Genomic DNA, 17669 nt, shown 5'->3' with positions numbered 1-17669 from the left:
GCCTTTCGCGTAGGTTTGCGCGTATCGGAACTCCGAAACGGATAATTCCACGAAAACCGGTTGCGTTAACCGTACTAACGTGCGAATTTCCGTGTCACTAACCGTTAAATCCACCCCAGAAAAAGGCCGGCCTGCCAGCCAGCCTCTCCCGAGGAGCCCGAATGAAGCGAGACGCTGCCAGGCCGCCATCCGAATGGAACCGCCATTCGATCAAGGCGGAGGTCCATTCGCGTGGCATGTCCCTGTCCGGGATCGCGCGTGACGCCGGTCTGCCGGATAGCGCCTGCCGGCACGCCCTGATGGGCCTCAGCCGCAAGGGCGCAGACGCCATCGCGGCCGCTCTCCAGATCCCGTTCGACACGCTGTTTCCGGCGGACATGTTCGTCCGTTCGCGTTCGAGCCACGCCAAACCTAACCCGAAAAATCCCGCCACGTCCCGGCAAAAGCGCAAGGCGGCGCCTGCCAGCGAAAGGGCATCCGCATGAGCTGGCTGTCGGCGTTAACCACGGCCGTCACCAGGCCGGAGATGATCATGCTGGCGATGGCCTACGGGCTCGGCATGATCGCCCTCGGGCTCGCGCTGGTCTGGAGGGATCGCGCGCTATGACCCGCCGGCTCTCCAAGGTCGAGCTGATCCCCGATTCCGGCCTCGACGCCGTGCAGTGGGCGTTCGATCGCATCGTCGATCACCGGATGACGCAGCAGGACATCCTGGCTGACTTCAACCGGCTGCTCGGCGCTGCTGGGCTTCCGCCGATCAGCTCGTCGAGCTTCAACCGCTACTGCCTGCTGGTCCGAGAGGGGGCGATCAAGCGCCCTCATCTGGCGCCGGCGCTGGATGCCGGTCAGCCGGCGATCCTCGACGCGGTCTTTCGCCAGCGGCTGCAGGCTGCGGTCGGCCACGACACCCTCATTCACATCGAGGCGGCGCTTGTCGGCCTCTCAGCAAAGGACGCTGCGTGATGTCGAAGATCACGGACCGGATGATCCGAAACTACGCTCTTTCGAAGGGCAACCTCGATGTGCGCATCCGGCACGACGGAGAGGTTCACGTCTGGGGTGCCATCTGCCGCGAACGGCGCTGCGGATGGCACTTGTTCGGTCGTCGTGCCGATCTGGCAGCAAAAATCGAACTCGAGTTGCTAGACGAGCGGGATGATCTGTCAATCGGTGAGAGAGCCAAGCAGTGCGCAATCATCGAGACATACGTCCGAGAAGCTGTCCGGCAGGGCATCCAAATATCAGGGTGCGTCGGTGCTTGATCTCTCGGCATCGAACAAATCGCGCAGATGGATTCTCATCGCTTCCAGCAACCGCAGACAAAATTCTTCGGACGCCGGATTGAGGAGGTCAGCGCGAGCCCTCTCAGACACCCAAACGGCGACTTCATCGGCACGCTGTCTGGACCTCTCCCGGAACGGCTCTCCATCCGACAACGCCTCAACTTGTTCAATGATGAGGCGGATCGCAGTCTCGATCGCCAGCAATCGCGCTTCCGAGGCCACCTTACGCTCAGTTTCGTTTTTCACGTCTTCCCTCTTTAGTTCGGTTGTTTGCGCGTCGACTATGAGGGAAACGCGCCACCTGCGTAAGTGGTGGGGCGGCGGGGCTACCCGTGTTTCCTCCAGAACTGCGGCCGGTTTCGCTTCGGCGGGCCGTCCGGCTTTTCGGGCGCCCGATTCATGACGGCGAGCGAGTTCCTCAGCGCCTGTGCCTCCTTCGCCCGTCGCCATCCGGCGGCGGTGCTGGAGATGGCCGCACCGGAACTCGCCGTCGATCCCAGAGCCTCCGCCCGTCACGTCCGAACGACGGTGCTCCAGGCCCGCAAGCGGATGATCACCACCGCCAAACTCACCCTGCGCACCGCGGCGATCGCCAGCGACGGCGCAGCCGATCCCGACCTCTTCACCACGCCAGAAAGACTGACCGCATGACGAAGCATTCGATGATTTCCCTCGCCTCGATCGAGACCGAAGGCCGGCTTCGCGCCCTCGACCCCGTATGGGTGAGCGTTCTGGCGGAGGAGTTCGCCCGGGACGGCCAGACGGACGCCATCCGCGTCGTCGCCCGCGGGAACGGCTTCAAGCTGGTGAAGGGCGCGCGCCGGATCGCGGCGGCGCTGCAGCTCGGCTGGAGCGAGATCGAGGCGCGCATCGAGCCGGAGGAGGCGCTTCCCGACGATGCCGCCGTTCGGCTCGCCGAGATCAAAGGGCACATGCTGCAGGGCGAGCTGACTGCGCTCGATCGTGCGGTCACCGTGTCGGCCTGGTGCGACCTGTACAAGGCGGCGCACGGGGCGGCAAAGCGGGGCCCGAAGCCGAAGCTCGAGGTCATCGACGGCGGTTCGGACGAGGCTCTGGCGGAGTTTACTGTCACGATGACAGTGAATTGGTCGGACGCCGCTCAGGCGGCTCTCCAACTGGGCGAAAAGACGCTCTTCAGGCACCTGAAGGTGGCCCGGAAGATCGACCAAGGTGTCCGCGCCCGGATTGCCTTTCACCGGATCGCATCGAGCCAAAAGGAGCTGCTGGCTCTCGCGGACGAAACGACCTGGCGCCAGAAGGCCATCGCGGACGTCCTCCTCGCCGACGATCCGAAGACTGACACGATCGCAGGCGCGATCGCAATCATCGACCACGCCCCTGCCGTCAAGCCGGTTGCGGCCCATCAGCGGATCTACGAGCGCTTCGTCCGCCTGCAGGCGCCCGAGAAGGAGGCGTTTTTCGAGATGAACGCCGACGCCATCGATGCGTGGCTCGCCAAGCGCGCGGCCAAGCGCGGGCGGGCCGCCTGATGAGCCGCCGGCGCGACACCCACACACGCGACCTGTTTGCCGCGCCCGAGCCCGTCTCGGTCGGGTTCGGACCGGAGGTGACCGGCCGGGGCTCGCTCGCCTCGCAGATCGCCCGGGTCGTCAGCCGGACGACGCAGGACGCGCGCGAGGAATCCGGGATGACGCGCCGGCATCTGGCGGAGCTTTTGACCGCGAGGCTCGGCCGCCCGGTCTCCGAAACCTCGATCGAGAAGTGGGCGTCGGAATCGGCGGAGGAGAACCGCATCCCGCTCGACGCCTTCATCGCCCTCATCGCTGAGACCAAGGGCTACGAGGCGCTGGGCTTCGTGCCCTCGCTGTTCGGCTACGCGGTGGTCGAGGAGAAGTATGTCGAGATCATCGAGATGAAACAGATCGAGGATCACCAGCGGCTGCTCGACGCCCGGATGGCGACCCTCAAGGCCAAAGCGAGGGCGCGGACATGAAGCTCTCGCTCGCCAGCCAGATCGCCTGCGTGAGGCGCGAAATCACCCAGCGGCGCAGGGTCTATCCGCGCCTCGTCGCGACCCGGAAGATGCGCCAGGTCGAGGCCGACCGGCACGTCGACGAGATGGAGGCGGTCCTCGCCACGCTCGAATGGCTGCAGCCCAACGAGGCGGGCATCCGCGCCTTCGTCGAAGCACGGCGGGAGGCGCGGTCATGAAGGAATGGCTGACGGCCCGCGAGATTGCGGCGGAGAACCTGCCGCAGATTGGTTCGACGGAACGTGCGATTCAGAAGCTCGCCGAACGCGAATTCTGGAACGACCACCCGGCCTTTGCGCGACCCCGATCAGGGCGCGGGGGCGGGATGGAGTACCATTGCCGCATCCTGCCGACGCTGGCGCAGATCGAATACAAGCGTCGGCACTTGCTGATCGGTCTCGTCGATCTGCCGCCTGCCGCGAACGACGAGGCGTCCCGGTCGGATGCGGTCACGGAGCGAGCCGCCCGCCGCCGCGACGCCCGGCTTGCCATCGTCAAGCACTTCCAGTCGTTCCGCAAAGGCCTGACGCTCGGCCACTACGGCGCGCACGATCAGTTCGTGCGCAAATACAATAACCGCTCGCTCGCCATCGAGGACTGGATCGTCGAGCTCGTCCCGAAGCTGACACAGCGCTCGCTGGAGCGCTGGCAGGCGGAAGCGAAGAAAGGCGGTCAGCGGCTCGCCGTCGATCGAGCCGCGGCCCGCAAGGGCAAGGGCGTCCTCGACACGGCAAACGACGGTGCGGTGAAGCTCTTCATCCTCGGGCTGATCGCGCATGCGCCGCACCTTTCGGCCAAGGAAGTCCGAAAGCAGGTCAGAGGTCAGTTCGGCGACTCGCTCGAAGCCGTTTCGAAGGGCGTTTCAAAGGCCATTGCGGTGCCGCCCGTCCGCACCTTCCAGCACTTCCTGAAGGTGCAGAAGGAAGCGCACCGGGCCGAACTCCTGATGATCACCAATCCCGACGCCTTCCGGTCCACGATGAAGATGTCAGGAACAAGCTCCCTCGCATACGTCACCGACCCGAACCAGATGTGGCAGATCGATGCTTCGCCGGTCGACCAGATCTGCACCGACGGTCGGCAGACGGTCTATGCCTGCATCGACATCGCGACCCGACGGGCGCTCTTCTACATCTCGCGGACGCCCACGGCCGAGGCCGTCGGGCTATTGATCCGCCGCGCCATCCTTGCATGGGGCGTGCCGGAAGAGATCAAGTGCGACAACGGCTCCGACTTCATGGCCGTGGCGACGCAACGGCTCCTGGCAGCCCTCGATATTACGTTGACCCCGTCGGACCCTTACGCTCCCGAGCAGAAAGGCTTCGTTGAGCGGGTCATCAAGACCTTCCAGCACAGCCTCGTTGCGACCCTTCCCGGGTATGTCGGCCATTCGGTCGCCGACCGGAAAGTCATCGAAAATCGCAAGAGCTTTGCCAAGCGGCGGCAGGAGGACGATGCCGCGATCTTCGACGTGAAGCTGTCCGGCTCCGAGCTGCAGACGATCTGTGATCGGTGGGCCGAAACGGACTATCAGCACAGCCCGCATTCCGGGCTCGGCGGCAAGACGCCGTTCGAGGTGGCCGCAACGAGCCATCACACCGTCCGCCGCCTCAAGGATCCTCGCATCCTCGACATTCTGCTCTCCCCGGTCGCCGGAAAGGACGGGCTGCGCAAGGTCACCAAGTTCGGTGTCCGGATCGAGGACGAGTTCTACCAGGCAGAAAGCGGCACCATACTGCCCGGGCGGCAGGTGTTCGTGCGCCGCGACCCGAACGACGTCGGCCGCATCCTGCTCTTCGATCCTGCCGACGGACGATTCCTCGACGAAGCGATCTGCGGGGCGATCGCCGGCATCGACATGAAGACCCGGTTGAAGGCGAAGAAGGAACTGCAGGCTGAGTATCTGCGCGAGCAGACGGCGCCGATCCGGAAAGCCTCGAAGGACATCGCCAAGGGGCCGGCCCTGCACGAGCGCTCGCTGGAGGTGGCGATCCGCGACATGTCGAACGTCACCCCCCTGCCGAAGCCTGAGGTCACCCATACGACCCCGCAGATCGCCGCGGCACTGGCGGCGGCCGAGCACGGCACGCGCAAGCCGAAGGCAGAGAAGCCGCTCGAAGGACGCGCGGCCGAAATCCGCGACCAGATCCAGCGCGATCTCGGTGCCGAGGCGCCTTCACGCCCCTCGGCGACCGTCGTCCAGCTGGAGACGCGCGAGACCCGCTGGCGCCGCGCACTCGCGATCGAGGCGGCCATGGAAGCCGGCTCGGACATCTCCGCCGAGGATGCGCGCTGGCTGATGGGATACCGCGACGACCCCGAATACCGGGTGATGAAGAAGATGAGCGCCGAGCATGGGAGCGCCCTCAGCTTCTGAACCGGGACGGCCGCTGAACAGGCGGCAAAAAAAGAGCCCCGGCGAACCGGGGCCCATTATCAAGAGCGGAGACCAGAATGGACATGCAGACAGCAAACGTCAACCGATCGACGGCACCACTGAAGAACGTCGTTAACATGATGGTGCTGATCGACGCCATGCGATCACGCGATCAGCACTCCTCGAGCCTTGCCGTGTTCAGCGGCCCGTCGGGCTACGGCAAGAGCTTCGCCGCCCGCTACGCCCAGAACTACACGCAAGGAATCTATGTCGAGGTGAAGTTCGGCTGGACGCGGAAGATCTTCCTGACGTCGCTGCTGATCGAGCTCGGCGAGAACAACCCGCGCGGCACCTGCGGCGACATGTATCTCGAGATCGTCAAGCGCCTCGGCAGCGACCCGATGCGGCCGCTGATCATCGACGAAGCGGATTATCTCCTCGACAAGGGCCTCGTCGAATACGCCCGCGATTTCGGCGACAGTGCCGGCGTGCCGGTGATCCTGATCGGCGAGGAGAAGCTGCCGAGCAAGCTGGCGCTGATCGAGAAGGTGGACAACCGCGTCCTCGAACGGGTGCTGGCGGTGCCCTGCGACCTCGACGACGCCAAGACGCTGGCGCGGCTTCTCTGCCCGAAGCTCGATCTCTCGGACGGGCTCCTGCAGCAATTCCTCGACAAGACGAAGGGGCGGACGCAGCGCCTGGTGAACACGCTCAACGACGTGCGCAAGTTCGCCCGCCGGTCAGGCACCGATACGCTCGACGTCGAAACCTACCAGGGCCCGATCGACACGGCACATGTGCCGGTGAGGTCGGCGAAATGAGCGCGATCCTCGAATTCCAGACGGCGCCGGGCAAGCCGGTGCTGCGCGGCCACGCCTTCTTCTGGTCCGTGATGAAGTCGCTCGCCGCTGGGGGCGAAGACTTCACGGTCTATGACATCTGGCTGCGGACGAACCGCACCGATCGCTCGACCGTCGCGGATTACGTCAAGCGGCTGGTCAAGGCAGGCATCGCCGAGGAGACCGGCGAATGTCGGGAATATGCCGGCAGGAAGCGGCCGCAGCCGCTCTACCGGCTCCTGAAGAGACCTTTGGCGACGCCGCGGATCAACCGCGACGGGACACAAGCGGTCCAGGGACGCGGCCAGCAGCACATGTGGAACGTCTTGCGCGGCCCCGAAAGCCGCCTCGGCATCTCCGCCGAGGATCTCGCGCTGCGCGCCGCGACGGATGAGGTCACGGTCACGGTCGAGACGGCGAAGGCCTTCCTGAAGCGGCTGAACGCGGCGGGCTACCTCGCCCAAGTCAAGCACGGCCTCTGGAAGCTGAAACCGGACATGAACACCGGCCCACTCGCGCCGCTGATCCTGAAGACCAAAGTGGTCTTCGACCAGAACCGCCGCGAGGCGCAAAGCCCTCTCGAAGCCGAGGAGGACCGGCCGTGAGCCATCTTGCGAAGGCCCGCGAGCGCTGGACGCCGCTGCCGGACTGGGTCGAGGAGCTTGCCGATCTCGCCGACGCGCAGGGACTGAAGGGCGCCGCCCAGAAGATCGGCGTCGGCGGCTCGACCGTCAGCCAGGTCCTGTCGAAGAGCTATCCCGGGGTGATCTCCAACATCGAGGAGCGGGTGCGCGGCGCGCTGATGCGGCAGACCGTGATCTGCCCCGTCCTCGACGAGATGCGCCGGGACGTCTGCCTCGACTGGCAGGCCAAGCCCTTCGCCGCGACGTCGTCGCTCCGCGTCGCGATCCACCGGGCCTGCCGATCCGGCTGCCCGCATTCCAAGCATTCGGCCAAGCCCACGAAAGGAACCGACCATGGATAAGAAGCCCGCGCGCCTGTCGGCGCGCATTCGCGAGCTGCGGACGTTCTTCGGCGAATATGACCGCGCCGGCGTCGTCCTCGGTGGCGTCGCCGTCGATGCCCTGGCCGAGCGCCTGCGGAGCTTCGAGATCGACGCGGCCGACCTGGAGACGGGAACCCGGGCCGGTATCGCCGCCGCGCGCCCCATGTCCGAGATCGCCCGGCGCTACGCCAGCACGGCGACGGGAGCGGCCCGATGATCGAGCCAGCAAACCCTGGCGCGATCATGCCTTCGCAGGGAAAGCCCATCCTGCGCCGCGGCGTGGATCATCTCCTCGAGGCGGAGAGCATCGTTCGCCTTACTCGCAAGCGCATCATCGGCACCGTCAGTGTCCCGATCAAGGCTGAGGAAGCCGCCGCGTCGATCGAGGCCGCCATCGCCGTTCTGGTCCACGCGCGTGTCGAGATCGTCGCGGGGAACCTTCAGCGCGAAGAGGTGGTGTCGTGAACGCCATCGACATCGTGCTGGAGGAGGTCGCGGCAATGCGCGGCGTCTCCCTCAACGACCTTCGTGCCAGTGGCGGAGCCAAGGCGCTGACCAAGCCGCGCCAGGAGGCGATGTATCTCGCCAGGAAGCTGACACTGGAAGCGAATGTGGAGATCGGCCGCCGCATCAACCGTCACGATTCGACGGTGTGCCACGCCATCCACTCGATCGAGCGCCGGATCGACAACGTCGTCGGCTATGGCGACGAGCTCGAGGCGATGGGTGCCGCGATCATGCCCCGCCTGAGATGCGCCGAAGTTCCCGTCCGAACACCGCTGGTCGACCGCGTCGCGGCGCTGGAGGCGTGCGTCCAGGCGCTGGCCGCACAGCTGGCGGAACTCGCGCAGATCCACTCACTGACCATGCGCGAGCCGGTCAGTGCTGTCCTCACCGCCTACCGGCAGTTCGAAAGCGACCGCTACAGCGGCCGCGAGCGCTTTGCCCAGCAGCAGCTCGATCGAGCGCTGAAGGCTCTTCAAACCACCGTCGAACAGAAGGACATCGCAGCATGAGCGCGACCGCAGCCACTCGCCCTGAAACTGGAACCACCGAGCCGGAGAAGGTCCGCCCTGCCGGCGCGATTGAGGCAGCCGGCAAGGTGCTCTGGCCTGATTCCAAGGGGCGGTTCACGCCCGAGGAGATGATCAAGCCCGAGGACCGGATCGAGGACGAGATGGTCCGCAAGATCCTCGGCCACGCGCAGGAGCTGTCCGCGCAGATCGCCCGGTTCAAGGCCCACACGTTCGCCGACATCGGCGACTTCCAGGCCGTGCTCGACCAGGAGTATGGCGCCCAGAAGGGCGGCGCGAAGGGGAACGTGACGTTCCTCTCCTATGACGGCCTCCTGAAAGTGCAGGTCCAGGTCGCCGACCTGATCGAGTTCGGGCCGCAGCTGCAGACCGCGAAGAAGCTGATCGACGAGTGCCTGAACGAATGGGCGGCCGACGCCCGGCCGGAGCTGAAGGCGATCGTCTTGCGTGCCTTCAACACCGACAAGGCCGGCCAGGTGAACCGGACCGAGCTCTACCGGCTGCGGCGCTGGGACATCGAGGACGCGCGCTGGCAGCGAGCGATGCAGGCAATCGCCGACGCCGCCCGGGCCGTCGGCTCGAAGGAATATGTCCGCTTTTACGAGCGCGACACGCCGGAGGGCGCCTGGCGCGCCGTCACCATCGATCTGGCGAGCGCGTGAGGGGGCGGTGATGGCGATCGACACGGTCAAAGTCGCCGGCCTGATGGGCCGCATCGACGAAGAGCTTGCACAGGTCGGCCCAGTGCCGGCGATGAGCGATTACGAAGGCTGGCGGGCCCACCAGGGCGCCTACCGCAAGATCATCGACGATCTGGTCGCCGAGGAAGGCGCTGCTTATCGCTCCGGCTCGGGCGACGGTTACCGTCTGGCCCTGGCCGGAATCTCGACCACCTGCACCGGCGGCGATGCCGGCCTGCTGCGCAACTGGGTCAACGCGGCCTCTCGCCGCCTGGCCGCAATGCAGGCCGCGTCGGCGTCGTCGGAAGGCGGTGCCAAATGACCGCCCTTCCGGAAGCCCGGATCATCGCCGCGGTGCCGCTCGCCAAGGGCGGCGGTAGCCGGGCGGTGGCTGTCGATGAGGGCGGCGTCTGCCACGTCTGCAAAGTCGAAACTGGAAGCGACGTGCAGACGGTTGAGCAGAGCTTCACCGCCGAGATGGCCCGCGAGATCGCCCGGCGGGTACTCGCCGGCGACGAGCGGGTGGTGACGGCGCCCGGCACGCTGCGGATCCTCGCAGCGGCGCTTTTGACGGATGGGGTGACGAGATGAGCGCTTCAGCTTTCGCGTTTGCCCTGCTGCGCAAGAAAGGCATCGCGCTCTGCGCGGCTGGTGCCCGTCCAGGAGCAACCGCAGTCTCTCTTGCGGCAGCCCTTCAGGGGAATTTTCGGGGCGTCCGGCCAGGCGAAGAGCTTGCCTTTCGCGGCCTCGGCGGCGTCGCAGAGATCCCAAACGCCGGGGACGAAGCGAACGACCAGGGCGCGGCCCCGCTCGGTCTCGATGGCGTGCTGACTTTCGAAGCTCAGACGGTGACCTTCGCGGTAAACCAGCCTGAGCATAGGCGAGAGGCGATCTTCGATGTCTTCCAACGTCCGATTTCGCCAACGGTCGGTCAGCATTGGAAACAGGCGCACTCGTCGCCGAATGGAAGTGAATTCTTCCCCGCTCTCGAAGACGTCCGCAGCGAATTGGATAAAGGCTTCGAAATGCTCTGGTCGGATGACTTTGCCGTCGCCGATCACCTGCATGAAGTGGGGCCGCGCGTCGATCCGGTGGTTGCCGAACTGGACACATGCAGGCTCAGGATCTGCCATCGCGGCCTCCCTTCGGCTCACCCTGCCTCCTTTGCCGGAGGCCATGCTTGATGGTCGCCTATTCCTTCCAGAAGCGGTTCGTTGACGCAATCGAGGCCGACGAGAAGCGGCAGACGATCCGGGGGCTGCGCAAGCGTCATGCCCGGTATGGCGAGGAGCTACAGCTCTACCAGGGCATGCGCACCCGGCACTGCCGGCTGATCGGCCGTAGGCGGTGCCTCTCGGTCGATCCGATCGCGATCTCGGTGGAAGATGAGCGGATCGTCGTCGGCCATATCTCGGCGGCCGTCGGCGCCGATCACGAACGCACGTTCCCAATCTCCTTCGACGAAGGCCCGCAATTTGAGGCCAAGGAGATCATCGACAGGGATCGGTTCGCCGAGGCCGACGGCTTTGCCGGCTGGCGCTCGATGAAGCTGTTCTGGACCCAGACGCATGCCGATCCCGAACAGCCCGCGGGCTGGTTCGTCGGCGTGCTGATCCGCTGGGCGCCAGTCTCCGCAGTTCCCGAAGCTCCTGAGGCTCCGTCGCCGATCGCGGCTGAGCTCGACGCGATAGGTGTGAGATGAGCGACCCCTTCGATTCCGACCTCAGTGTCGATGACGCGTTCAACATCGCGGGCAAGATCGTCGAGATGGCCGAGAGGGTCCGCAAGCTCGATGTGGCCGTGCCGGGAGCACGGGCAAAGTGGTTCTTCGAGGTCGACGACGATCGTTTCGAGGTGAACGTCGCCTTCGCAGGCAAGGCGAAGGGAGAGGATGCGTGACCGCGCTGGCGAAGATGCACGTCGCCAAGCGCGAGCTCGGCCTCGACGACGACACCTATCGGGCCGTGCTCGTCCGGGTGACGGGCAAACGCTCGTCGAAGGACATGAGCGAGCGCGAGCGCCAGGCGGTGATCGACGAGTTCGTGCGGCAGGGGTTCAAGCCAGCTTCGACGAGGCGCGGAAAGGCGGCGAGGCCCCTGTCCGGCCCCTACGCAAAGAAGGCGCAGGCGCTGTGGAAAGACCTGTGGAACCTTGGCGCAGTCGAGGACCGGCGCGACTCCGCACTGCTCGCCTTCGTGAACCGGCAGACCGGGATCGAGCGCACCGAGTGGATCCTCGATGCGGCAGACGGCCGAGCGATCATCGAGGCCCTGAAGAGCTGGTGCGCCCGCGAGGGCGTCGAGTGGTTGGTGCCTCGGGGGCTTTGGAGAGGCTTCGTCGCGCAGGACGGCTACAAGGTCGCCCGCGCGCAGTATCGCAAGTCGAACCCTGACGACGAGAACATGTCTGGATTCTGGCACGAGGTTTCGCGCGTCTTGCAGCGTCCGGTGATCTCGGAAAAACCGACAGACGCCGAATGGATCACGGTGATGAACGAATTCGGAAAGCGGATCCGCGCCGGCAAGGCAGGTGTCTGATGGCACGCCGTCGCAAGCTCCGCATCGTCGACCTGCCTGAGACCAAGGCCGCGCCGATCGCCGCGCAGCTGGAGTTCGCGGGGCTCGTCGCCGGATACCACCTGCAAAGCCCCACCCGCTTGTGGGAGCGCAAGGACGGTAGCTGGACCGGGCGGTTCGTCTACACCAATCCTGACGATCCGAAGGACAGGATCATCCTGACTTCGAAGGGTCTGCGCTTCGCATGACGCAGGCGGCGATCCCTCGCTCGGTGGGCGGCCCGCGCCTCGAGGCGGCGGATTCGCTCGACTACTTCCCGACGCCGCCCTGGGCGACCCGGGCGCTGTTCGCGGAGATCCTCGGCACGAAGCCGTTTCGGGACCTCAGCGTCGAGGAGCCCGCCTGCGGCGAGGGCCACATGGTCTATGTGCTCCAGGAGGTCTTCGGGACGGTCCGGGCCAGCGACGTCTATGATCACGGCTATCGGCTCGGCGGCGACTTCGCTCTGCGCGACTTCCTGGAGCCAGAGACCTGGGACGGGATCGACCGGCCCGACTGGATCATCACCAATCCGCCCTTCGGGATGAAGCTCCTCGCCTTCTTGCGCCGGGCGCTTGCGCGGGCGAGGACCGGCGTCGCGATCTACATGCCGACGGTGAAGCTCGACGGGATCAACCGCCATCGCTTCGTCTACGAGACCAATCCGCCGCACACGATCGCCCAGTTCGTCGAGCGGGCGCCCTGCCACAAGGGGCGCTGGGAGCCGGACGGCGGCACCTTCACGGCCTATTGCTGGCTGATCTGGCGGCTCGACCGGGCGGTCACAGATCCCCTCAACAAGTGGATCCGCCCCTGCCGCTCGCGCCTGACCTTTCAGCGCGACATCGATCTGTTCGGATGGCCCGCCGAAAGCGAGGTCGTATGAGCGAGCGGCTGGAAGACGAGCTGATCGAGCTGCTCGGGCCTCAGGACTTCATTCGCCTGGTCGAGGCCTATGGCGGCGAGCGCCGTTACGTGCCCAAGAGCGAGACCGGCACGGAGATCGCCGGGAAGCTCGGGGACGAAGTCGCCGGACGGCTGGCCAAGCGCTTCGGCGGCGACGAGATTTCGATCCCTCTTGCCCGCGTCTTCCGGGCAAGACACTATCGCGCCGCTGATCTGAACAACCGCGAGATCGCCCGAAAGCTCGGAATCAGCGTCAACGGCGTCGAGAAGCTGTTTCGCCGACGCCCCTCCGCCCGGCCGCCGCGCCGGCGCCAGGCCGACCCGCGCCAGACCGATCTCTTCGGCTCGCCCGGCAACTGACCCTCCCTCTGGACATGTCCCGGCTGATACTCCGCCGTCCCATCCCGCATGGTCGGGCCTCATCGTCATCCGCGAGAGGCAATCCGATGACATTCATCAAATGGCTGCAGGCCCGGCTCAACGCCCATGGCGCACGCATCGCCGTCGATGGCGACTGGGGCCGGAACTCGATCGCCGCGATGAAGGCGTTTCAGGCAGCGCGCGGGCTCCGGGTGACGGGTACGTCGACCAGCGAGACGGTCACGGCCCTGAAGCTCGCTCCTGCCGAGGCGACCGGGACGCATAGCGTCCCCCCGATCGAGGCGATGCCGCCGTGGATGGCGGAGCTTCACCGCCGGATGGGCCTGCACGAGACCCGCAACAACAAGTCGCTGATCGAATTCCTCAAGATCGGCAAGTATCTCGGCAACCCGGCCAAGCTGCCCTGGTGCGGCGATGCCATCGAAAGCGCGATCGCGAAGACACTGCCGGACGAGCCGCTGCCGTCGAACCCGTTCTGGGCGCAGGGCTGGGCGACCTTCGGCATCAAGGTTCCGGCGATCGTCGGGGCGATCGGCGTCATTCGCTGGTCGGCGAGCTCCGGCCATGTCGGGCCGGTGGCTGGCGTCAACGGGTCGAAGATCATCCTGCTCGGCGGCAATCAGTCGAACGCGATCACGCTGTCTTCGTTCGATCGCTCGAAGTTCATCGCCTTCCGTTGGCCGGAGACCTATCCGATCAAGCAGTACCCGGCGCTGCAGGGCTCGGCTCCCTCGGTCGGTTCGCTCGGCGATACGCGCTAGGCGCGTCCCGCAGGTCCCTTCGCCTCTCTTTCAAACCGCCTTCGAAAGGTCTCCCATGCGCTTTCTGGCTTTCCTCTCGCCCCTGCTCGGGGCGCTCCTTTCAGCCCCGCGGCCGACGGTGATCGTCGCAGACCCCGTCGACCTGTCGGCCTCGCGCTTCTGGCGGCTCGTCGCTGGCGGGCTGTCCTGGGCGATCCTTGCCGGCCTGGTCGCGCTCCTCGCGGTCCTCGTCCTCGCCGGCATCGCCCATGCCGAGGTCGCGACGGCTGCGCCAGCGCCGATCGACCTCGGCCCGATTGCCGGGGCGATGATCGAAATCCTGGTGCCGGTGGTGCTGGCTTTCCTCTCGGCGCTCGCCGCCTGGGCCTTCGCGCTGTTCCGCAAGAAGACCGGCTGGCAGATCAACGGCGAGGTCGGCAAGATCGTCGACCAGGGACTGACCAAGGCCGTCGACTACGCGGCGGAGAAGCTGAAGGACCGCGCCGCCGGCGGCATTCCGATCGCAATGAAGAACGAAGCCATCAGGATCGCCGCCGGCTATGCGGCGCAGAAGCTGCCCGGGGCGCTCAAGCATTTCGGGATCACCGACCAGGGCGACCACCGGCTCGCCGAGATGATCGAGGCGCGGCTTACCGACTGGCTGGTCGATCCGGAGACGGAACGGCGCAGCGCGGTCGAGGTCTCCTGACGCTCGCGTGCTTTGATGGAATGGTATGACCTCGCTCTTCGACTGCTGTCGCCGCTCGTCGCGATCGCCGCCCTCGTGTTCACGATCAATTCGGCTCGCTCACGGGCGTCGAAAGAAGAGAGCGACAAGCTTGACAGCCGCCTTTCGACTCTGGAGCGGACCGCGATCAAGCGGGAAGACGTCGACGGGCTCAAGGCAAGCCTCGGCGAGCTGTCCGGCATCGTGCGTGATCTGAGGACGATCGGCAAGGAAGCTGAGGAGGCCGGCGAGCGCTCGCAGCGCAACGAGGGCCGGGTCATGGCGCTGGAGCGCGATGCCCACCGCTGGGCCGAGATCGAGGGCCAGGTTGATCGGATCAGCGAGGACCGGCTGCGGGTGGCGCAGATCCATCAGGCAACCTTCGAGCAGCTGCGCGACCGGATCGGCCGGGTCGAGGAAACGATCAAGCATTCGCCGAGCGCCGATCAGGTCTCCGATCTGCGGACGCTCGTCGAGAGGATGGGCGGCGACATCCGGGTGTTGTCGGAGGGGATGCGGCCGCTGGCGGCGAGCGTCGGGCGGATCGACGATTTCCTGATGGGGCAGAGCGCCAAGCGAATCGAGGGTCGATGATGGACTATGCGGAACACCAGCGGCAGGACGCCCGCCTCGTCATGTTGCGCGCACTGCACGAGCAGCCGGACGACACCCTCAACGAAACGATGCTTCTGACGACGCTGAAAGCGTTTGGCTACCGCAAGACCAAGGAATGGGTGCGGACCGAGCTTCGGGTCATGGAGGATCTCGGCGCCGTGCGGCTCGACCGCGTCGGCGAATTCGTCATCGCCAAGATTACCGAAGCCGGGGCGAGCCACGTCGAGCGTGTGACCACGATCGAGGGCATCGCGCGCCCGTCCAGGCGCTGAGGACGCTACGATGGCGACAGGACGCGGGCGCCTTTCCTCGATCGACCTCCTGCCTGACGATGCCGATCCGGACATCGACTGGGCGATGGAGCAGCTGCGCGATCGCTCGATGACGCAGGCGGCGATCCTCAAGGAGTTCAACTCGCGGCTCGCCGATCGGGGGATCGCCCCGATCAGCAGCGGTGCCTTCAGCCGGCACACCGTGCGACTGGCAAAGCTGACGCGAGATCTGGAGCGGACGCGAGCGATCGCGAGCACGCTGGTCGATCACCTGCGTCCCGAGGATGACGACAAGATGGTCAGGGCGATTGCGCAGGTCATCAAGAACCTCGTCCTGAAGCTGCTCGAGAAGGGCGAAAATCTGGTGCCGAAGGATTTCATGGAGATCGCGCGGGCGATGAAGGACCTGGCGGCAGCGCAAGGGCTGTCGACGCAAGGTCGCCGCGGGTTCGAGAAGGAATTCACCGAGAAGGCCAATGCCGCGATCGATGCCGTGTCGACCGAGCGCGGCTTCTCCAAGGAGACCGTCGCCGACATCAAGAGCAAGATCCTCGGAATCCAGACATGACGGCACCCGTCACCGAAGCGGAGTGGGCAAGGCACCGCCGGGAGGCGCTGGCCGTGATGCCGGATGTCCTGAAGGATCTCGACGTCCCCGACGTGCTCCTGTCCTACCAGCAGCAGATCCTCGCTTCGACGTCGCTCTTTGCCCTGACCGTCGTCGACAAGAGCCGCCGTATCGGTGCCACCTGGGGGGTCGGTGCTGATGCTGTTCTCACATCGGGCGCAACGCGCACCGCGGGCGGCATGGACACGCTCTATATCGGCTACAACCTCGACATGGCGCGGGAGTTCATCGACACCTGCGCCATGTGGGCGCGAGCCTTCAACCGCGTGTCGTCGACCGTGCAGGAGTTCCTCTTCCTCGAGGAGGGCGAGCGGGGCGAAGATCGGGCCATTCAGGCGTTCCGGATCTCCTTTGCCTCCGGCTTCGAGATCGTCGCCCTGTCGTCGAAGCCCCGATCGCTTCGCGGCCGTCAGGGCTACGTCATCCTGGACGAGTTCGCCTTTCACGACGATGCCGAGGAATTGCTGAAGGCGGCGATGGCGCTGCTCATCTGGGGCGGCAAGGTGCTCGTCATCTCGACGCACAACGGTGTCGACAATCCCTACAACCTCCTGATCCAGGAGATCCGGGAAGGCCGCCGCCCAGGCAACGTCGTAAGATGCACCTTCGACGACGCCTTGGAGCAAGGTCTCTATCAACGCATCTGCCTGATCCGCAGCCGCGAATGGTCGCCCGAAGCCGAGGCGACGTTCCGTGCCGAGATCCGCGCCTTCTACGGCGACGGCGCGGCCGAGGAACTCGACTGCATCCCCGCCCAAGGCTCCGGCGTCTATCTCACCTCGGCGCAGATCGAGGCGGTGATGGTGGCGGACGCGCCGGTCTCTCGTCTCTCCTGCCCCATCGGTTTTGAACTCAAGCCGGACAACGAGCGCGCTGCCTATGTCCAGGCATGGCTCGAGCAGACGGTCGCGCCGCATCTCGACGCCCTCGACCGGCGGCTGCGCCATCACTACGGCTTCGACTTCGGGCGATCGGGTGATCTTTCGGTGTTCGTGCCTGTGGTCGAGCAGCGCGATCTTGTCCGGCGCGTGCCTTTCGTCGTCGAGCTGCGCAACGTGCCGTTCCGCCAGCAGGAGCAGCTGCTGTTCTGGATCGTCGACCGCCTGCCTCGCTTCGGCAACGGCCGCCACGACGCCCGCGGCAACGGCCAGTTCCTCGCCGAATACGCCATCCAGCGCTACGGCGCGCTGGCGATCGAGGCGGTGATGCTGAGCCAGGCCTGGTATCTGGATAACATGCCGCCGATGAAGGCGGCGATCGAGGACCGCACGCTTCTCATCCCGCGCGACGTCGACCTGAAGGGCGACCTGCGGCAGATCCAGATGGTTCGCGGCATCCCCATGGTGCCGAACGATGCGCGCACCAAGGGCGCCGACGGCGGCCAGCGGCACGGCGACTTCGCCGTCGCGCTCTGCCTCGGCCATCAGGCCGCGAAGGCGGATGTCCTGGAATATGGCTACACGCCCGTCTCGGCTCTCGATCAGGCGGGCGGGCTCGGCTTCGCAACCGGCGGGACGAGCCTCAATACGGGGGACAGAACGCTATGGTAAAGGCCGCGGTCGTCCGCTTCCAGGACCGGTGGGGCCGCTCGCCGGAAGCCTCGACCCTCGGC

At 66.0% G+C, this 17669-nt stretch carries 32 protein-coding genes; 30 read left to right on the top strand and 2 right to left on the bottom strand.

Annotated elements, in window-relative coordinates; genetic code table 11:
* Positions 1-161 precede the first annotated feature (161 nt).
* From ATO4_RS15925 to ATO4_RS15915, 4 genes are read left to right on the top strand one after another with little or no spacing between them, the layout of a single operon-like run.
* Positions 162-485 carry a helix-turn-helix domain-containing protein gene (locus ATO4_RS15925; protein ID WP_083592527.1) on the top strand — a complete coding sequence of 108 codons (324 nt, stop codon included), beginning with the start codon at positions 162-164 and terminating at the stop codon, positions 483-485.
* Complete coding sequence (locus ATO4_RS28720) at positions 482-607, top strand: hypothetical protein (protein WP_280940503.1); 126 nt, start codon at positions 482-484, stop codon at positions 605-607. Before ATO4_RS15925 ends, ATO4_RS28720 begins: the two co-directional genes overlap by 4 nt.
* Positions 604-963, top strand: coding sequence for a DUF3486 family protein (locus ATO4_RS15920; protein ID WP_083592526.1), 360 nt, complete (start codon positions 604-606; stop codon positions 961-963). Before ATO4_RS28720 ends, ATO4_RS15920 begins: the two co-directional genes overlap by 4 nt.
* On the top strand, positions 963-1262 hold the full coding sequence (locus ATO4_RS15915) for a hypothetical protein (protein WP_083592525.1): 300 nt from the start codon (positions 963-965) through the stop codon (positions 1260-1262). Before ATO4_RS15920 ends, ATO4_RS15915 begins: the two co-directional genes overlap by 1 nt.
* Here ATO4_RS15915 and ATO4_RS15910 read toward each other — a convergent pair.
* On the bottom strand, positions 1242-1529 hold the full coding sequence (locus ATO4_RS15910; protein ID WP_139802488.1) for a hypothetical protein: 288 nt from the start codon (positions 1527-1529) through the stop codon (positions 1242-1244). The genes ATO4_RS15915 and ATO4_RS15910 overlap by 21 nt on opposite strands.
* A gap of 153 nt (positions 1530-1682) precedes the next feature.
* On the opposite strand from ATO4_RS15910, the gene ATO4_RS15905 reads away from it, so the two are divergent.
* The 14 genes from ATO4_RS15905 (at position 1683) to ATO4_RS15840 (ending at position 9824) form a co-directional block, all read left to right on the top strand.
* On the top strand, positions 1683-1934 hold the full coding sequence (locus ATO4_RS15905; RefSeq protein WP_139802487.1) for a hypothetical protein: 252 nt from the start codon (positions 1683-1685) through the stop codon (positions 1932-1934).
* Positions 1931-2794, top strand: coding sequence for a ParB N-terminal domain-containing protein (locus ATO4_RS15900; RefSeq protein WP_083592522.1), 864 nt, complete (start codon positions 1931-1933; stop codon positions 2792-2794). Before ATO4_RS15905 ends, ATO4_RS15900 begins: the two co-directional genes overlap by 4 nt.
* A complete protein-coding gene (locus ATO4_RS15895) occupies positions 2794-3258 on the top strand; it encodes a hypothetical protein (RefSeq protein WP_083592605.1) in 465 nt (154 codons plus the stop codon). Before ATO4_RS15900 ends, ATO4_RS15895 begins: the two co-directional genes overlap by 1 nt.
* Entirely contained in the window at positions 3255-3476 is a 222-nt protein-coding gene (locus ATO4_RS15890) for a hypothetical protein (RefSeq protein WP_083592521.1), read from the top strand. The genes ATO4_RS15895 and ATO4_RS15890 overlap by 4 nt, the downstream gene beginning before the upstream one ends.
* Positions 3473-5674: a DDE-type integrase/transposase/recombinase gene (locus ATO4_RS15885; protein WP_083592520.1), complete on the top strand. Its 2202-nt coding sequence runs from the start codon at positions 3473-3475 to the stop codon at positions 5672-5674. Before ATO4_RS15890 ends, ATO4_RS15885 begins: the two co-directional genes overlap by 4 nt.
* A gap of 77 nt (positions 5675-5751) precedes the next feature.
* Complete coding sequence (locus tag ATO4_RS15880; RefSeq protein ID WP_083592519.1) at positions 5752-6495, top strand: ATP-binding protein; 744 nt, start codon at positions 5752-5754, stop codon at positions 6493-6495.
* Positions 6492-7118 carry a hypothetical protein gene (locus ATO4_RS15875; protein ID WP_083592518.1) on the top strand — a complete coding sequence of 209 codons (627 nt, stop codon included), beginning with the start codon at positions 6492-6494 and terminating at the stop codon, positions 7116-7118. Before ATO4_RS15880 ends, ATO4_RS15875 begins: the two co-directional genes overlap by 4 nt.
* Positions 7115-7498, top strand: coding sequence for a transcriptional regulator (locus tag ATO4_RS15870; protein WP_083592517.1), 384 nt, complete (start codon positions 7115-7117; stop codon positions 7496-7498). The genes ATO4_RS15875 and ATO4_RS15870 overlap by 4 nt, the downstream gene beginning before the upstream one ends.
* Complete coding sequence (locus tag ATO4_RS15865) at positions 7491-7736, top strand: hypothetical protein (protein ID WP_083592516.1); 246 nt, start codon at positions 7491-7493, stop codon at positions 7734-7736. Before ATO4_RS15870 ends, ATO4_RS15865 begins: the two co-directional genes overlap by 8 nt.
* Positions 7733-7984: a hypothetical protein gene (locus ATO4_RS15860; protein WP_139802486.1), complete on the top strand. Its 252-nt coding sequence runs from the start codon at positions 7733-7735 to the stop codon at positions 7982-7984. The genes ATO4_RS15865 and ATO4_RS15860 overlap by 4 nt, the downstream gene beginning before the upstream one ends.
* On the top strand, positions 7981-8535 hold the full coding sequence (locus ATO4_RS15855; protein ID WP_083592514.1) for a helix-turn-helix domain-containing protein: 555 nt from the start codon (positions 7981-7983) through the stop codon (positions 8533-8535). The genes ATO4_RS15860 and ATO4_RS15855 overlap by 4 nt, the downstream gene beginning before the upstream one ends.
* Positions 8532-9215 (top strand): DUF3164 family protein, encoded by a 684-nt coding sequence (locus ATO4_RS15850; protein ID WP_083592513.1) that lies wholly within the window; start codon positions 8532-8534, stop codon positions 9213-9215. Before ATO4_RS15855 ends, ATO4_RS15850 begins: the two co-directional genes overlap by 4 nt.
* 10 nt (positions 9216-9225) lie before the next feature.
* Positions 9226-9555, top strand: coding sequence for a hypothetical protein (locus ATO4_RS15845; RefSeq protein WP_083592512.1), 330 nt, complete (start codon positions 9226-9228; stop codon positions 9553-9555).
* On the top strand, positions 9552-9824 hold the full coding sequence (locus ATO4_RS15840; RefSeq protein ID WP_083592511.1) for a hypothetical protein: 273 nt from the start codon (positions 9552-9554) through the stop codon (positions 9822-9824). Before ATO4_RS15845 ends, ATO4_RS15840 begins: the two co-directional genes overlap by 4 nt.
* Positions 9825-9829: 5 nt before the next feature.
* Here the strand turns inward: ATO4_RS15840 and ATO4_RS15835 are convergent, their stop codons facing one another.
* Positions 9830-10366, bottom strand: a complete 537-nt coding sequence (locus tag ATO4_RS15835; RefSeq protein ID WP_139802485.1) for a hypothetical protein — start codon at positions 10364-10366, stop codon at positions 9830-9832.
* A gap of 50 nt (positions 10367-10416) precedes the next feature.
* Here ATO4_RS15835 and ATO4_RS15830 point away from each other — a divergent pair, with 50 nt between their 5' ends.
* The 12 genes from ATO4_RS15830 to ATO4_RS15775 all read left to right on the top strand — a co-directional run bounded on the left by ATO4_RS15830 (position 10417) and on the right by ATO4_RS15775 (position 17607).
* Positions 10417-10935: a hypothetical protein gene (locus tag ATO4_RS15830; RefSeq protein ID WP_139802484.1), complete on the top strand. Its 519-nt coding sequence runs from the start codon at positions 10417-10419 to the stop codon at positions 10933-10935.
* On the top strand, positions 10932-11132 hold the full coding sequence (locus ATO4_RS15825; protein ID WP_083592508.1) for a hypothetical protein: 201 nt from the start codon (positions 10932-10934) through the stop codon (positions 11130-11132). The genes ATO4_RS15830 and ATO4_RS15825 overlap by 4 nt, the downstream gene beginning before the upstream one ends.
* Positions 11129-11770, top strand: coding sequence for a regulatory protein GemA (locus tag ATO4_RS15820; protein WP_083592507.1), 642 nt, complete (start codon positions 11129-11131; stop codon positions 11768-11770). The genes ATO4_RS15825 and ATO4_RS15820 overlap by 4 nt, the downstream gene beginning before the upstream one ends.
* Positions 11770-11997 carry a hypothetical protein gene (locus ATO4_RS15815; protein WP_083592506.1) on the top strand — a complete coding sequence of 76 codons (228 nt, stop codon included), beginning with the start codon at positions 11770-11772 and terminating at the stop codon, positions 11995-11997. Before ATO4_RS15820 ends, ATO4_RS15815 begins: the two co-directional genes overlap by 1 nt.
* Positions 11994-12674, top strand: coding sequence for a hypothetical protein (locus tag ATO4_RS15810; protein WP_083592505.1), 681 nt, complete (start codon positions 11994-11996; stop codon positions 12672-12674). Before ATO4_RS15815 ends, ATO4_RS15810 begins: the two co-directional genes overlap by 4 nt.
* A complete protein-coding gene (locus tag ATO4_RS15805) occupies positions 12671-13054 on the top strand; it encodes a hypothetical protein (protein ID WP_083592504.1) in 384 nt (127 codons plus the stop codon). The genes ATO4_RS15810 and ATO4_RS15805 overlap by 4 nt, the downstream gene beginning before the upstream one ends.
* 86 nt (positions 13055-13140) lie before the next feature.
* A complete protein-coding gene (locus ATO4_RS15800; protein ID WP_176223017.1) occupies positions 13141-13836 on the top strand; it encodes a peptidoglycan-binding protein in 696 nt (231 codons plus the stop codon).
* A 55-nt stretch (positions 13837-13891) separates the two neighbouring features.
* The gene (locus tag ATO4_RS15795; RefSeq protein WP_083592502.1) at positions 13892-14524 is read left to right on the top strand and encodes a hypothetical protein; all 633 of its coding nucleotides are present in this window, start codon (positions 13892-13894) and stop codon (positions 14522-14524) included.
* A gap of 15 nt (positions 14525-14539) precedes the next feature.
* A complete protein-coding gene (locus tag ATO4_RS15790) occupies positions 14540-15136 on the top strand; it encodes a hypothetical protein (protein ID WP_083592501.1) in 597 nt (198 codons plus the stop codon).
* Entirely contained in the window at positions 15133-15429 is a 297-nt protein-coding gene (locus ATO4_RS15785; protein ID WP_210191080.1) for a hypothetical protein, read from the top strand. Before ATO4_RS15790 ends, ATO4_RS15785 begins: the two co-directional genes overlap by 4 nt.
* 10 nt (positions 15430-15439) lie before the next feature.
* Positions 15440-15997 carry a phage protein Gp27 family protein gene (locus ATO4_RS15780; RefSeq protein ID WP_083592499.1) on the top strand — a complete coding sequence of 186 codons (558 nt, stop codon included), beginning with the start codon at positions 15440-15442 and terminating at the stop codon, positions 15995-15997.
* Complete coding sequence (locus ATO4_RS15775; protein ID WP_083592498.1) at positions 15994-17607, top strand: hypothetical protein; 1614 nt, start codon at positions 15994-15996, stop codon at positions 17605-17607. The genes ATO4_RS15780 and ATO4_RS15775 overlap by 4 nt, the downstream gene beginning before the upstream one ends.
* The last annotated feature ends 62 nt before the right edge of the window (positions 17608-17669 follow it).

Origin of the sequence: Aurantimonas sp. 22II-16-19i (assembly GCF_002088275.1) — a bacterium.
Classification (GTDB): Bacteria; Pseudomonadota; Alphaproteobacteria; order Rhizobiales; family Rhizobiaceae; genus Jiella.
The sequence above is the reverse complement of the archived record's forward strand: the minus strand, read 5'-3'. Positions and strand labels throughout refer to the sequence as shown.